10 protein-coding genes, 22 tRNA genes and 1 rRNA gene are annotated in these 13,229 nt (G+C 39.3%); 31 read left to right on the forward strand and 2 right to left on the reverse strand.

Annotated features, from left to right (window positions below; translation table 11 throughout):
- The first annotated feature begins 31 nt into the window (after positions 1 to 31).
- From BkAM31D_RS09360 to rrf, 24 genes are all read left to right on the forward strand, one after another.
- Positions 32 to 916, forward strand: coding sequence for a fumarylacetoacetate hydrolase family protein (locus tag BkAM31D_RS09360; RefSeq protein ID WP_066151739.1), 885 nt, complete (start codon positions 32 to 34; stop codon positions 914 to 916).
- Between the two features lie 248 nt (positions 917 to 1,164).
- A tRNA-Ala gene (locus BkAM31D_RS09365) sits at positions 1,165 to 1,240 on the forward strand.
- 6 nt (positions 1,241 to 1,246) lie between these two features.
- Positions 1,247 to 1,323: transfer RNA gene (locus tag BkAM31D_RS09370), tRNA-Ile, on the forward strand.
- Between the two features lie 14 nt (positions 1,324 to 1,337).
- Positions 1,338 to 1,430: transfer RNA gene (locus tag BkAM31D_RS09375), tRNA-Ser, on the forward strand.
- 128 nt (positions 1,431 to 1,558) lie between these two features.
- Positions 1,559 to 1,632, forward strand: a tRNA-Met gene (locus BkAM31D_RS09380).
- A gap of 9 nt (positions 1,633 to 1,641) precedes the next feature.
- Positions 1,642 to 1,718, forward strand: a tRNA-Asp gene (locus BkAM31D_RS09385).
- 22 nt (positions 1,719 to 1,740) lie between these two features.
- A tRNA-Tyr gene (locus tag BkAM31D_RS09390) sits at positions 1,741 to 1,825 on the forward strand.
- Positions 1,826 to 1,832: 7 nt separating this feature from the next.
- Positions 1,833 to 1,906, forward strand: a tRNA-Trp gene (locus tag BkAM31D_RS09395).
- Between the two features lie 24 nt (positions 1,907 to 1,930).
- Positions 1,931 to 2,006 (forward strand) — tRNA-His (locus BkAM31D_RS09400).
- An 8-nt stretch (positions 2,007 to 2,014) separates the two neighbouring features.
- A tRNA-Gln gene (locus BkAM31D_RS09405) sits at positions 2,015 to 2,089 on the forward strand.
- 2 nt (positions 2,090 to 2,091) lie between these two features.
- Positions 2,092 to 2,163: transfer RNA gene (locus BkAM31D_RS09410), tRNA-Gly, on the forward strand.
- Positions 2,164 to 2,173: 10 nt separating this feature from the next.
- A tRNA-Cys gene (locus BkAM31D_RS09415) sits at positions 2,174 to 2,247 on the forward strand.
- A gap of 19 nt (positions 2,248 to 2,266) precedes the next feature.
- Positions 2,267 to 2,355: transfer RNA gene (locus tag BkAM31D_RS09420), tRNA-Leu, on the forward strand.
- Positions 2,356 to 2,364: 9 nt separating this feature from the next.
- Positions 2,365 to 2,438 (forward strand) — tRNA-Arg (locus BkAM31D_RS09425).
- A gap of 6 nt (positions 2,439 to 2,444) precedes the next feature.
- Positions 2,445 to 2,521: transfer RNA gene (locus tag BkAM31D_RS09430), tRNA-Pro, on the forward strand.
- Between the two features lie 14 nt (positions 2,522 to 2,535).
- Positions 2,536 to 2,609, forward strand: a tRNA-Gly gene (locus BkAM31D_RS09435).
- Between the two features lie 11 nt (positions 2,610 to 2,620).
- Positions 2,621 to 2,697 (forward strand) — tRNA-Ile (locus BkAM31D_RS09440).
- Between the two features lie 26 nt (positions 2,698 to 2,723).
- A tRNA-Ser gene (locus tag BkAM31D_RS09445) sits at positions 2,724 to 2,814 on the forward strand.
- 20 nt (positions 2,815 to 2,834) lie between these two features.
- Positions 2,835 to 2,909: transfer RNA gene (locus BkAM31D_RS09450), tRNA-Glu, on the forward strand.
- A 9-nt stretch (positions 2,910 to 2,918) separates the two neighbouring features.
- Positions 2,919 to 2,994, forward strand: a tRNA-Val gene (locus tag BkAM31D_RS09455).
- A 4-nt stretch (positions 2,995 to 2,998) separates the two neighbouring features.
- Positions 2,999 to 3,074, forward strand: a tRNA-Thr gene (locus tag BkAM31D_RS09460).
- 132 nt (positions 3,075 to 3,206) lie between these two features.
- Positions 3,207 to 3,282 (forward strand) — tRNA-Lys (locus tag BkAM31D_RS09465).
- Between the two features lie 16 nt (positions 3,283 to 3,298).
- Positions 3,299 to 3,383 (forward strand) — tRNA-Leu (locus BkAM31D_RS09470).
- A gap of 34 nt (positions 3,384 to 3,417) precedes the next feature.
- Positions 3,418 to 3,533 (forward strand): 5S ribosomal RNA (gene rrf / locus BkAM31D_RS09475).
- 31 nt (positions 3,534 to 3,564) lie between these two features.
- On the opposite strand, the gene BkAM31D_RS09480 is transcribed toward rrf, so the two are convergent.
- The gene (locus BkAM31D_RS09480; protein WP_066151737.1) at positions 3,565 to 4,500 is read right to left on the reverse strand and encodes a LysR family transcriptional regulator; all 936 of its coding nucleotides are present in this window, start codon (positions 4,498 to 4,500) and stop codon (positions 3,565 to 3,567) included.
- 330 nt (positions 4,501 to 4,830) lie between these two features.
- Here BkAM31D_RS09480 and BkAM31D_RS09485 point away from each other — a divergent pair, with 330 nt between their 5' ends.
- From BkAM31D_RS09485 to BkAM31D_RS09515, 7 genes are all read left to right on the forward strand, one after another.
- Positions 4,831 to 5,844 carry a tripartite tricarboxylate transporter substrate binding protein gene (locus tag BkAM31D_RS09485; protein WP_066151735.1) on the forward strand — a complete coding sequence of 338 codons (1,014 nt, stop codon included), beginning with the start codon at positions 4,831 to 4,833 and terminating at the stop codon, positions 5,842 to 5,844.
- Between the two features lie 141 nt (positions 5,845 to 5,985).
- Complete coding sequence (locus BkAM31D_RS09490; protein WP_066151733.1) at positions 5,986 to 7,530, forward strand: tripartite tricarboxylate transporter permease; 1,545 nt, start codon at positions 5,986 to 5,988, stop codon at positions 7,528 to 7,530.
- Positions 7,527 to 8,015, forward strand: a complete 489-nt coding sequence (locus BkAM31D_RS09495; protein WP_066151731.1) for a tripartite tricarboxylate transporter TctB family protein — start codon at positions 7,527 to 7,529, stop codon at positions 8,013 to 8,015. Before BkAM31D_RS09490 ends, BkAM31D_RS09495 begins: the two co-directional genes overlap by 4 nt.
- Before the next feature lie 254 nt (positions 8,016 to 8,269).
- Positions 8,270 to 9,670 (forward strand): hypothetical protein, encoded by a 1,401-nt coding sequence (locus BkAM31D_RS09500; RefSeq protein WP_218970373.1) that lies wholly within the window; start codon positions 8,270 to 8,272, stop codon positions 9,668 to 9,670.
- 263 nt (positions 9,671 to 9,933) lie between these two features.
- Positions 9,934 to 10,518, forward strand: a complete 585-nt coding sequence (locus tag BkAM31D_RS09505; RefSeq protein ID WP_066151728.1) for a hypothetical protein — start codon at positions 9,934 to 9,936, stop codon at positions 10,516 to 10,518.
- Between the two features lie 225 nt (positions 10,519 to 10,743).
- The gene (locus BkAM31D_RS09510) at positions 10,744 to 12,342 is read left to right on the forward strand and encodes an aspartate:alanine exchanger family transporter (RefSeq protein ID WP_066151726.1); all 1,599 of its coding nucleotides are present in this window, start codon (positions 10,744 to 10,746) and stop codon (positions 12,340 to 12,342) included.
- Positions 12,343 to 12,414: 72 nt separating this feature from the next.
- Entirely contained in the window at positions 12,415 to 12,798 is a 384-nt protein-coding gene (locus BkAM31D_RS09515; protein WP_066151724.1) for a VOC family protein, read from the forward strand.
- Between the two features lie 161 nt (positions 12,799 to 12,959).
- On the opposite strand, the gene BkAM31D_RS09520 is transcribed toward BkAM31D_RS09515, so the two are convergent.
- On the reverse strand, positions 12,960 to 13,178 hold the full coding sequence (locus tag BkAM31D_RS09520; RefSeq protein ID WP_066151722.1) for a hypothetical protein: 219 nt from the start codon (positions 13,176 to 13,178) through the stop codon (positions 12,960 to 12,962).
- Positions 13,179 to 13,229: the final 51 nt, after the last annotated feature.

A 13,229-nucleotide genomic window follows, 5' to 3' on the forward strand; every position in this document is an offset into this window, starting at 1 on the left:
AACCAAAATAAATGCAATAGGAGGGTTAGTATTGAGAACAGTTGCCTTTTATAAAGAGGACAAGCCGGTACTAGGTGTGAAAACAAGTGAAGGAATATTAGACGTTGAAATGGCAGCATGTAAGTACTCTGAGATTAAAGGAGTACCATTGTCTGTAACGGAATTGATTGCTTTTGGTGAGAAGGGCATAAAGGCGCTTGAAACATTAGTACAAAAAGCGTTAGCAAGTAAAGATGAATTAATAAAAGAAAAGGATTTATCTTTTGCGCCATGTGTTCCTGATCCTGAGAAGATTATTTGTGTTGGATTAAATTATAAGAAACACGCCGATGAATGCAAGATGGACTATCCGCCTACTCCCATTTTGTTCAGTAAGTTTTCAAATGCTCTAAGTGGACACAATGCTTTTGTAACACTCCCGAGTAACGGAAGTGAATTTGATTATGAAGCGGAGTTAGTGCTTGTGATCGGAAAGGAAGCAAAGGATGTAACAAAACAAGACGCACTTTCCTACTTATATGGGTATTGTAATGGTAATGATTTGTCCGTTCGTGATTTGCAATTTACAAGTTCCCAATGGTTGTTAGGCAAAACGACGGATGAGTTTTGTCCAATCGGACCGTATCTTGTAAGTAAGGATGAAGTAAGTGATCCAGATCAATTATCAATTAAACTTACTTTAAATGGCGAGCTTCGTCAGAATTCTAATACATCCGATATGATATTTAATTGCTCGGAAATTATTAGTTACATATCGCAACATATGACACTTAAACCTGGTGATATCATCTTAACAGGTACTCCAGAAGGGGTTATCATGGGTGAACCGATTGATAGACGCGTTTGGTTGAAATCGGGTGATGAAGTAAAAGTTGAGATTGAAGGTTTAGGAGAACTGACGACAACTTTCAAATAAATATTGTACGAGATGTTAAGCTAAGCTTAATGTCTCTTTTATATGTAGATTTTATAGTGGAATGATTACAATCAGCTATATTTAGTAAAAAAGTTATGAGAAGATATTGATATGAAAAGCAGATTATGATAGATTATTAATTCCGACGGGATAATTTCAGCTTAGATTTTTTTTGAAAAAAAACAAGAAAAAAATGTTGCGCAGAATTAAATCGTGTGATATAGTATTAATTGTTGGTGAGGCGATACGGGGCCTTAGCTCAGCTGGGAGAGCGCCTGCCTTGCACGCAGGAGGTCAGCGGTTCGATCCCGCTAGGCTCCACCAAAATTTGGACCTTTAGCTCAGTTGGTTAGAGCAGTCGGCTCATAACCGATCGGTCGTAGGTTCGAGTCCTACAGGGTCCACCAACGAAACGAAACGCGGAGGAATACCCAAGTCCGGCTGAAGGGATCGGTCTTGAAAACCGACAGGCGGGTTAAACCGCGCGGGGGTTCGAATCCCTCTTCCTCCGCCATTATTATTCTTAGGTTTATTTAAATCGTGAATAAGCAGCGAGTAACATCAACTCATGCGTTTGAAAGAAACACGAGAAGAGGAAGATGTCCACTTCAGTGAAAAACATCATCCATTACTATATAACGACGCGGGGTGGAGCAGTCTGGTAGCTCGTCGGGCTCATAACCCGAAGGTCGGTGGTTCAAATCCGCCCCCCGCAATACCAAAATGGTCCGGTAGTTCAGTTGGTTAGAATGCCTGCCTGTCACGCAGGAGGTCGCGGGTTCGAGTCCCGTCCGGACCGCCATTATAACATGTATTAAATATGTGGAGGGGTAGCGAAGTGGCTAAACGCGGCGGACTGTAAATCCGCTCCCTCCGGGTTCGGCGGTTCGAATCCGTCCCCCTCCACCATTTATATAGGGGCATAGTTTAACGGTAGAACAGAGGTCTCCAAAACCTCCGGTGTGGGTTCGATTCCTACTGCCCCTGCCAATAATTTCATAAAAGTATACTATGGCGGTTGTGGCGAAGTGGTTAACGCACCGGATTGTGGTTCCGGCATTCGTGGGTTCGATTCCCATCAGCCGCCCCATTAAGTATTGGGCTATCGCCAAGCGGTAAGGCAACGGATTTTGATTCCGTCATGCGGAGGTTCGAATCCTCCTAGCCCAGCCAATGCGGAAGTAGTTCAGTGGTAGAACACCACCTTGCCAAGGTGGGGGTCGCGAGTTCGAATCTCGTCTTCCGCTCTTAAATAATGGCGGTATAGCCAAGTGGTAAGGCACGGGTCTGCAAAACCTTTATCCCCGGTTCAAATCCGGGTACCGCCTCCATATTATTCGTTTCTACCATGCCGGGGTGGTGGAATTGGCAGACACACAGGACTTAAAATCCTGCGGTAGGTGACTACCGTGCCGGTTCAAGTCCGGCCCTCGGCACCATATTTATAAGCGCCCTTAGCTCAGCTGGATAGAGTGTTTGACTACGAATCAAAAGGTCGGGAGTTCGAATCTCTCAGGGCGCGCCTTTACGGGAAGTGGCTCAGCTTGGTAGAGCACCTGGTTTGGGACCAGGGGGTCGCAGGTTCAAATCCTGTCTTCCCGACCATGACATTTTAATATGCGGGTGTAGTTTAGTGGTAAAACCTCAGCCTTCCAAGCTGATGTCGTGAGTTCGATTCTCATCACCCGCTCCAATATTGAATATGGGCCTATAGCTCAGCTGGTTAGAGCGCACGCCTGATAAGCGTGAGGTCGGTGGTTCGAGTCCACTTAGGCCCACCATATTCACATTAGAATTGTGATTACTAGGAGAAGTACTCAAGTGGCTGAAGAGGCGCCCCTGCTAAGGGTGTAGGTCGTTTACGCGGCGCGAGGGTTCAAATCCCTCCTTCTCCGCCATAGACAAGACAAGCTACTATGGCCCGTTGGTCAAGCGGTTAAGACACCGCCCTTTCACGGCGGTAACACGGGTTCGAATCCCGTACGGGTCACCATAAAATGTTGGAGGATTAGCTCAGCTGGGAGAGCACCTGCCTTACAAGCAGGGGGTCGGCGGTTCGATCCCGTCATCCTCCACCATTATGCCGGCCTAGCTCAATTGGTAGAGCAACTGACTTGTAATCAGTAGGTTGGGGGTTCAAGTCCTCTGGCCGGCACCACTTATTTAAGACCTTTGAGTTGTTCCGACACAGCAGTCTACGAAGCTTAGACTAGAAGAGGAAGGAACAGGGGAGACGACAGAGCGCAACATCGTCCGTAAGCTACATGAAATACTTCATTGTATATTCTACGAGCCATTAGCTCAGTTGGTAGAGCATCTGACTTTTAATCAGAGGGTCGAAGGTTCGAGTCCTTCATGGCTCACCATTTTAATATTATATTTGCGGGTGTGGCGGAATTGGCAGACGCGCTAGACTTAGGATCTAGTGTCTTATGACGTGGGGGTTCGACTCCCTTCACCCGCACCATTAATATTTAATGAGTGATAATAAATTTGATAGGTCTGGTGGCAATAGCAAAGAGGTCACACCCGTTCCCATGCCGAACACGGTCGTTAAGCTCTTTTGCGCCGATGGTAGTTGGGGGCTTCCCCCTGTGAGAGTAGGACGTTGCCAGGCAGAAAAAAGACAATCCAATGGATTGTCTTTTTTAATATGTAGAATCTTTTAAATTCGTCTGATCTATCGGAAAATATTCCATGAATCTTCTTGATGCCTGGGAGAGATAACGGTCTTTTAACCAGATAAGTGCGGAGGGCCTAGCCATAATCGTTGGATTTATAATTTCCTTAAAAAAAAGTTCGGTGTTTGGAATTAGATTGATTGCTGATTTTGGGACAATTGTAATTCCAATATCATGATTTGCCCAAATTAATAATGTCATTATATCACTGCTTTCGCAGATGATTTTAGGTTCAAATCCGTTTTTTAAGCAAGCATCTTTAAGAATATCAACTGTATAAATATCTTGGTTATACATAGAAGTTCCTTTTTGCCTACGTAATAGCATTAACGGTTTTTCTTTTAGTTCCGATAATTCAATTGTATTTGGATTATTTCCGATAATTCTATTAGGATTCATTGCTACAACTAACGGTTCATCGGGTAAATGAATCATATTAAAAATACTCGAATCAATAGGGAACCGAACGATTCCTAATTCAATAATTCGATTTTCTAACAGCTCCATGATCCTAATAGGATCTCCTTCCCAAACTTGAAATTGAACTTCTGCATATTGTTGTTGAAAGTTACGAATTCTCTCTGGTAGTAATTTGGCTCCAAGTGAAGCAATAGTGCCAATTGAGAGTGTACCTTTCGTCCCTTCTGACAATTCTTTCATTTCCTCTAAAGTACCAGACATTAACTCTAATATTTGCTTGGCACGATTATAAAGTAGTTTTCCTTCGTCTGTAATAATTAATTTTCTTGTATGTCTTTCAAACAACGTTACACCTAATTCACTCTCTAATAATTTTAATTGTTGACTGAGTGGAGGTTGAGCCATATGCAATCGCTTAGCTGCTCGTGAAATTTTTCCTTCCTCTACTATCGTAGTGAAATATCGTAGGTGTCGAATATTCATATAGAACATCCTTTCCTATGTCGGTTTAAGAGATTTCATGTTGAAGTCCGACGATTCTTATTCTTTACACAATACCTAACTATTAATTCATATCATAAATATATAAATATGGAATGTAAAGTGTATTTTTCAGAAAATTATAAATGTGGTATCTTAGTAACATATTCATAGTGGTAATCTTTTGAAAGGAGTGTAGTGAATCGTTTTTGATAGTTTAGATGAGACTTTTGTAAACGTTTTCTAAGATCTATTGTTAGATATTTTGTCCAATTCATGAGGAGTGCAATGATTTTTATGTATCTTAACCTAAGTAGAAAAGGTGGAATGAAGATGAAACAAATATCATTAAGTGTGAAGCTAACCCTCTTATTATTTTTATTCGTATTAGTAGGGTGTAATCAAAGTACTCAAGAGACGACTGGTGCAGAAGCAAAAGCCGAGACAACAAGTGAGCAATCTGATTTCCCGAAAAAACCGATAAATTGGGTCGTTCCTTTTGGACCAGGTTCAGTGACCGATCTAAGTACGCGATTAATAGCTGAAGAAATGTCGAAAAAATTAGGTGTACCGATCGTAGTAGACAATTTACCAGGTGGAGCAACTGTGCTTGGTCATGTGAAAGTTGCTCAGTCAAAAGCAGATGGGTATACAGTTGGTACAGGAGCATTGGCAGTAGAAATCACATTAGCTCAAACGGAAGCAGCTATTTCAGGGTTGGAAGATCTAGATGTACTAGCACAAATGGGAGAATATATTAATGCAATTAGTGTAAGTGCTGATAGTGAATGGAAAACATTAGAGGAATTAGGTAATTGGGCGGCTGAAAATCAAGGTGAGCTTGTTGTTACACCATCTGGAACAGGGGGAATTACTCATCTTTGGTGGGATTTAGTAGCTGAACATTTTGGAGCAGAAGACTATGGTTTATTAAGTGCTACAGGTGGAAATGATGCAATGTTACGCCTGTTATCTGGTGATTCAGATGTCGTTGTTACACCATTAAATGATGCAAAGGAACATGTTGAGGCTGGAAATGTACGTATCCTCGCTCTCACAACATCAGATAGAGTGGAACAGGTTGAAGACATACCGACAATCAGTGAATTTGGTGTAGAGAATTCATTAATCCATAACTATTTATTCATTGCACCAAATGGTCTACCAGAAGATGTAAGGGAAATCTTGTTATCAACTCTTGAAGGAGTTCTAGCAGATACAGAAGTGAAAAGCAAGCTTGAACAGTTAATGATGAACAATGTCTTTTTGAAAGAAGAAGAGTTAAAGAAGCAAAATGAAAAAGGGAAAGAAACTATTGAAACGATTATGGAAGATAGAACAGAGTAAGGATACTAAGTTGAGCCATTTTCTAGCAGTGTTTAGGCAAGCGATAAATAATGAAACGTTAAATATGTGAGTAGAAGTTGACTGGATTTTCTTGTTGATTAGAGATTCAGTCTTCTGATTTTCTAGAGAGGAGTAGCTCCTATGTTTGATTTAATGGTCAATTCATTATTGGCTCTGTTCGATTGGGCTCATTTACTGGCCTTGGTGGCAGGAGTAACCATCGGCATGTTCCTAGGATCAATTCCCGGACTTTCAGGAACTCTGGGTCTAGCCTTAATGGTTCCATTTACTTATAATATGCCACTCACGGTTGCAGTAGTATTGCTAACAGCTACTTATAAAGCTAGTTCGTTTTCTGGGAGTCTATCCTCGATTATGCTAGGAACTCCTGGTACTCCAGCAGCAGCTGCGACCATGTTTGATGGATATAAATTGTTTAAAAAGGGAAAAGGCTGGAAGGCTATTCAAATGTCAATTTACTCAAGTGCAACAGCTGATTTATTGACAGATATATTGCTTCTACTAGCTGTTGCTCCAATGGCGTTATTGGCGCTTATGTTTGGACCTCCTGAATTTTTAATTCTTGTTGCACTAGCATTGCTCTCAGTAGCTAGTATTTCTGAGACGAAAAAAGGCAGTTTGATAAAAAATATAATAAGTGGGTTAATTGGGCTATTTATTGCCATGATTGGGATGGAGGCGTTGGCAGGTTCACCTCGTTATACATTTGGTAGCACAAGTCTATTAAATGGGATTGATATTATGATTGCCGTTTTAGGTCTATTATGTCTACCGGAAGTTTTCATGCAAATTAGTCAAAAAGTAAAGAAGGGTAAGCTAGTTAAAGTGAAGGACGTAGGGAAAGAGGAAGAAGGTTTGACCTTCCTTGAATACATGAAAGCTTTGCCCTCTATTTTGAGAGGAACTATTGTGGGAGCTATTATTGGTATACTCCCAGGTGCTGGACCTTCAATGGGCGCTTTTATGAATTACCAAATGGAACATTCTCGTTCGAAAAGTAGAAAGGATAAAGTTCGGGTTGGGGAAGGTTCATTACGTGGTGTGGCAGCTGCAGAATCTGGGAATTCAGCTGTAGGAGGAGCCAACTTAATTCCAATGTTTTCTTTTGGAATACCTGGAGATGCTGCAGCAGCGATCTTAATAGGGGCTTTTGTTATTCATGGTGTTACCCCTGGCCCAATGATCATGGAAAGGTCACCAGATATTGTCTACACAGCTATACTTGGATTAATTATAGCGAATTTAATATTAATACCGATCGCCTTACTTTATAGCAAGATGTTTAAGCGGATTATTAATAAGATTGACGCATCGATCATTTATCCTATTGTATTAGTTATTTGTTTAGCGGCTGCTTATACAGTACGTCAATCAATGCTAGATCTCGCTATCATTGTGATTTTAGGATTACTAGGGATTCTTATTATTAAAGCAGGCTTTTCGCGAGTAGCAATCATCATTGGTTTAATATTAGGAGGTCTTACTGAACAATCATTTGGTCAAACTCTAATGATAGGAAAAGGGTCATTATTCGTTGTCTTTGATCGACCAATATCATTAGTTTTATTAACACTAGTTATCATTTTTCTACTGTGGTCATTACTTTCTAAAGCGGTTAAAGCGCGAAGTGAAAGTGCTAAGAAGGCGGGTGGAATTGAACAGTGAAGGATATAGTAGCTTTTTTCATTATGGGTTTAATAGCTATCGTAATGATCGTCATTACCCCGCATCAAACATTAGAGATGCAAGCACAGTTCGGCATAACGCCACGTACATTCCCTTACCTAATCTTATGGTCGATATTTGGATTATCAGTTATAGGAATCGTAACAGCAATTTACAAAATAGTAATCATTAGAAATAGAAATGAAAATGATATAGAACAAGGAGACGAGGAAAAAGGACAGGAAAATCAGATCAATATCGGAAAGCTGTTAACATTATTTATAATCTCACTAGTAACGCTTTATTTAATCACTTTGGTTGGTTTTTATTTGTCTGTCGGACTGTTGTTAGTGGTCGTATTTTATCTGTCAGGGAGGTCACACTGGGGGAAAAACATACTATATTCGATTGTTACGATGGCAATAATTTGGGTGTTTTTTGAAAAGGTAATGAACATTTTTCTTCCAACAGGGACGTTATTTTAATAGGCTCTTTTTGAGTTGTCTTCGTCTAGATAAGAAATAGTGATATTATTGATAGAGCAGGAAACATAGGAGGACGTCTAAAGGGTATGAACAGGCCTTTTTAGACGTTCTTTTTGTGTTTCTAGTAAGGAGCCTCTTATTTACTATTTATATTAATAACATATAAATAATGAATGAAACAGATATTTTTATAATAGTTTGAAATTTGCTACTATTTATATATAAGATCTTTACAAAAAAGGAGCGATTCTATTATGGATCAGAAATTAAAAGGGACTCTACCTGGAAAACCAAATTTTACTACTCCACCATTAATTAACAAACAAAAGCCTCGCTGTCCTCCTATGATTGATATTAAAAGTGCAGATGAGTTAGTTCCTTATTTAGATGCAGTGGCAAAGCGACCTTATAATCATGGCTTACATGCTGGATGGGATTTGAAACCAGGAGAGCGTGTGTTACTTCGGGTTGATAACTGGCATGATCCTATGGTTATCGAAGCTTGTAAGCGCATTCTCGAGAAGTATGGTACAAAATATGAAGTAAAGCACGTTGATAAAGGCCCTATTGTAAAGTGGAAGGGTCATAACGAAGTTGAGTATTATTTAGCGCGTACGAAAGAACTCGCAGAATGGATGGATGAATGGGAGGAAATCGAAAAGGAAAATAAATATGATAAACTCCTTTGGGGTTATGGAGGGCCGGTCTTAAGGGCTAATCGTGTTAAGATTCAAAGAATGCCTTTTATTACACCAGAATTAACAGCATCCCCTGCCCATACAATTCCTTATGAAATTATCGAGGCGATTGATCAGTGGACGTGGGATAAAATTAGAAAAGCAAAAAGAATTCGTATTACAGATCCAGAAGGTACAGATATTAGTTATACGAATCACGATGAGTATTATGATGAGAATCGCGAATTCTTCCATCCCGATTTAGTTAGTAAATTTTGGGGAGGAAATGAAGAGTTTGGAAAAACGTATTTGCCTGGACATGTATTAGGCAGACCATGGATGTACCTTCCTAAGGAGGATGCGACTGGTGTTATTGCCGGGACTAGTAACCATATCGGACCTGTACCTTGGATTCAGATGAAGGTTGATGGTGGTATAATTACTGAAATTAATGAAGGTGGGGAATATGGGGATAAGCTTCGCAAATTAAAAGCTGAAACGGATCATTTACAATATCCTGGTTCTCCAAATAAAGGGTTATTTCGTTGGTGGGAAGCATCAATTGGGACAAATCCTCATATTCATCGCCCAAGAAGAGGTTTTTTGCAAGGTTGGTTAAATTGCCTATATGAACGTATGCGCAGTGGTGTTATCCATTTAGGGTTTGGAACCATTATTTCTAGTGCAGTCGAGCGAGAGGCAGCAAAAATGGGTCTCCCTGTAGGACATTGGCATGTACATCTTTACTTTCCAACGATGACTTGTGAAATGGTTGGAGGAGGAACAGAAACGGTTATTCAAGATGGACATTTGTTGGCTTTGGATGATCCTGAAATCCGTAAACTCGCTTCGAAATTTGGCGACCCGGATCTATTGTTATCAGAATCTTGGATTCCAGCTGTTCCTGGATTAAATATGGGGGAGATTACTGGGAGCATTATGCAAAAGACCCTGAAGACTGGGTACTTACCGAACTAAATATTTGTGAGAACTACCATCCATTATTCATGAGTATGGTCGGGGCAGATCCGAAATATTGTAATAATCCGCTTTGGAAAAAAACAAACGTTCACGATGCATGCTCTTGTGGTGGGCATCATGGATAGGCATCATAGAAGCAAGTAAATTTTTATCGGGTAGCTTTTATCAAGCTACCCGATTTATAAATATAAGCCTTCTGCAAATGAATAAAGGAGAGTTTGTCTTTATTCTCCTAAAGCGAACAAGACGAGGTGAAAGAGATGAATGTGTTCATACAGATTTCTGTAATTGCTATTATCAGCTTATTTATATTACAGACATTTCGGCTTATATACCCAATCCGTAAAAAGGTTACATGTGCGACTGGTATGATGGCTACGATGATTATATCATCAATGGCTGGGTTGATAGTCGGGACAATTCTACCTCTCAGTCAAAATTATACGATGAGTTCCATTCTTGCGATGATTATTGGAATTGGGGCAGGAGTCATTATAGGAATCCTTTTTAATACGATGACCATTCTTGAAGGAATCATGGGTGGTATTATGGGTGGATTAATGGGTGCCATGATGGGGGAAATGCTCCCTGTTCAATCTATTTATATTGTAACGATTGTTTTACTTGTCGTTTTATTGATAACTCTATTATTATTAAAGAAAACAATAAAAGAAGAAGCAGGGATCGTCCATATAACAGAACCAACTGGTGTACAAATTAAGAGTTTATCAATTATTATCTCTTGTGTAACAGTCGCTATGTTCATGATGATCATGTTTGGTTTTTCTTTTAACACAGACAAATCACTGAAAACAGATCATATGCACCATCACAAAGCAGAGTAATTCGTTAACGACTTTTATATAAAATTGTAAGAGCGAGGTAAACCACCGGCTTCTAGAAAGTAGTGGTTTATTTTTTTTTTTTTTTTTTGATGTGTTTGTCTGTACTAGATATGATCTCTTTGTGAGCAAAATCACTTCTTCAAAGTTTGAAAACATTATAATTAAGGAATAGTAAAAGAATGGAATGAAAGACTATTTTATTGACTAATTGTTGGAGGACAAAAAGTGGAAGTGATTGCTTCTTATTTAGAAGAGCCTTTGTTATTATTATTTGTTATTCTGTTTCTTGGATCGATACTTGGACAAACGAAAATAAAGGGACTTAGTTTAGGGACTTCGGGAGTCCTGCTTGTAGCGATGGTATTCGGTCACTTTGGTTATCAGATCTCTGCTACCGTACAAAACTTAGGATTGAGTTTGTTCATCGTTGCTGTTGGTTTGCAAGCAGGCCCCCGCTTTTTTCGGATGATGCGTTCAAGTGGCGTGGTATTTGGCATCATAGGCTTGTTAATAGTCCTTGTTGCTGCCGTAACTACCGTTATTGTGTCTAAGCTATTTCATCTATCGCCAGCTTTAAGTATTGGATTAATGACTGGTGCTTTAACAAGTACACCTGGTTTAGCAGCAGCTTTGCAGGCAACGAACGACCCACTAGCTTCAGTGGGCTATGGAATTGCGTATCCTTTTGGTGTCATTGCTGTAGTGTTATTTGTTCAACTCTTGCCTAAAGTACGAAAGATTGATCTTATGAAAGACTTACACGAAAAAGTCGATCCAGTTCGAAATGAAGGTTCACCTGAAGTGATAACGATTGAAGTAACAAATACTGCGATCAACAAGCGAACATTAAAAGAGTTAGGTTTTCATCGATATAAATCGGTCGTTATTAGTCGAGTAATCAGAGGCAATCGTAATATAATTGCTTTAAACGACACTGTTATTTTAACTGGAGACCGGTTGGTTGCCGTTGGTTTACGAGTTGATTTGGATGAACTATGTAGCGACATTGGTGAAGAAGTGGAAGTCAATTTACGTAACTCTGATCATGTCCAATTACGAAAAGTTACGGTTGATTCAGAAGAACTAATCGGAAAAAGCTTGCGTGAACTTGATTTAAGAAGAATGTATGGGGTAACGGTCACAAGAATGGAACGCGGAGGATTTGAGTTTAACCAAAATTCAAAATGGAGGATGGAAAGAGGAGATGTTTTGACATTAGTAAGTAGTGAAGACCGCCTTAATGAAGTAGAGAAAATCTTTTCTAAAAGAACACTCACTGTAACGAATGTACATATTTTCTCCTTAAGTTTAATTTTGTTAATAGGGATCATTGTTGGTATGGTACCAATTCAACTTGCCAATTTTGGAACAATTACGCTAGGGGTAGCAGGGGGACCATTATTTGTGGCTTTAATCATTGGTCATTTCGGGAAAATAGGTCCAATTCGTGCCCGCTATTTTCAACCGTCCAACCAGGTTATTCGCGATATTGGGCTAGTCTTATTCTTAGCAGGGGCAGGTACAACTGCTGGACAAGGATTGGTAGAAGTGGTAAAAGCAGAAGGACTTACACTCGTCTTAGGTGGTGCTTTCATTACGATTATTCCGATTGTCGCAGGATTTCTTATTGCTAGGGTGTTTTTCCAATTAAGTGTTATTCACTCGTTAGGTGCATTATGTGGGGGATTGACAAGCACACCTGGTTTAGGTGCGGTACAACAACTTATTGATGTAGAAGATCCAGCAGTTGCCTATGCGGCAGCTTATCCGTTTGCTTTAATATTTGTAGCGATTGCTTCACAATTATTAGTGTTGTTTCTATAGGTTAATGTTTAGTAAGTCAACAAGTGTCTGAGATTTCAAAGAACAAAATAGCTATTAAATGGAGGTTAAACAATGTTTGAAATAGAGAACATTCATCATGTCAGTCTTTCTGTAACTGACTTGGAAAAAGCAAAACATTTCTATGGTACACAACTAGGATTCAATGAAATAGAGCGTCCAAATTTTGATTTTCCTGGTGCTTGGTATCAAATTGGTAACCAGCAACTACACTTAATCGTACATCAACAATCCAATACGATTCGTGGGGACCTACCAATTGAATCAAAAGACGGTCATTTTGCCATACGTGTAAAAGATTATGATGAAACTTTAGTTTATTTAAAGAAAAAAGGAATTCTAGTTGTTGAAAAACCACATAGCAAAAGTGGTTTTGCTCAAATTTTCTGTGCTGATCCAGATGGAAACTTGATTGAATTTAATGTGGATCAAGAATGAAAGGGCAATCAGGCTATATACTAGCCTGATTTTCTTTAATGTGTAAGTAATGAGAATTTAAAAGCGTTAATTTTATTCATTAAATGATGTTAGTATTCTTTGGAAAAATATAAAATTGTTTCGATAAAAAATGGCCAAGGTAATCTACCTTGGCCATATACTTAATTATTTTGAGATTGGTTATGAGTATGATTTACGGAGCGTTGAATACCGGAACTAGAATATGATTGAACCATTTTATGTAGATCTTTATGTGCTTCTCGTAAGCGAATGGTTTCATCAAGAATTCTTTGAAAACCTTCTAGTTCTTTATCAGATGCATTTAAAACCGATTTAGTTAGTCCTTCAGCGATTTGTTGCAATGTGAAATCTCGATTCATCTTATATAATCCTTTCTTTTTTAGAAATCCTTATTATTTTTTGAAAACGAT

The sequence above is a fragment of the Halalkalibacter krulwichiae genome, assembly GCF_002109385.1.
Classification (GTDB): domain Bacteria; phylum Bacillota; class Bacilli; order Bacillales; family Bacillaceae_D; genus Halalkalibacter; species Halalkalibacter krulwichiae.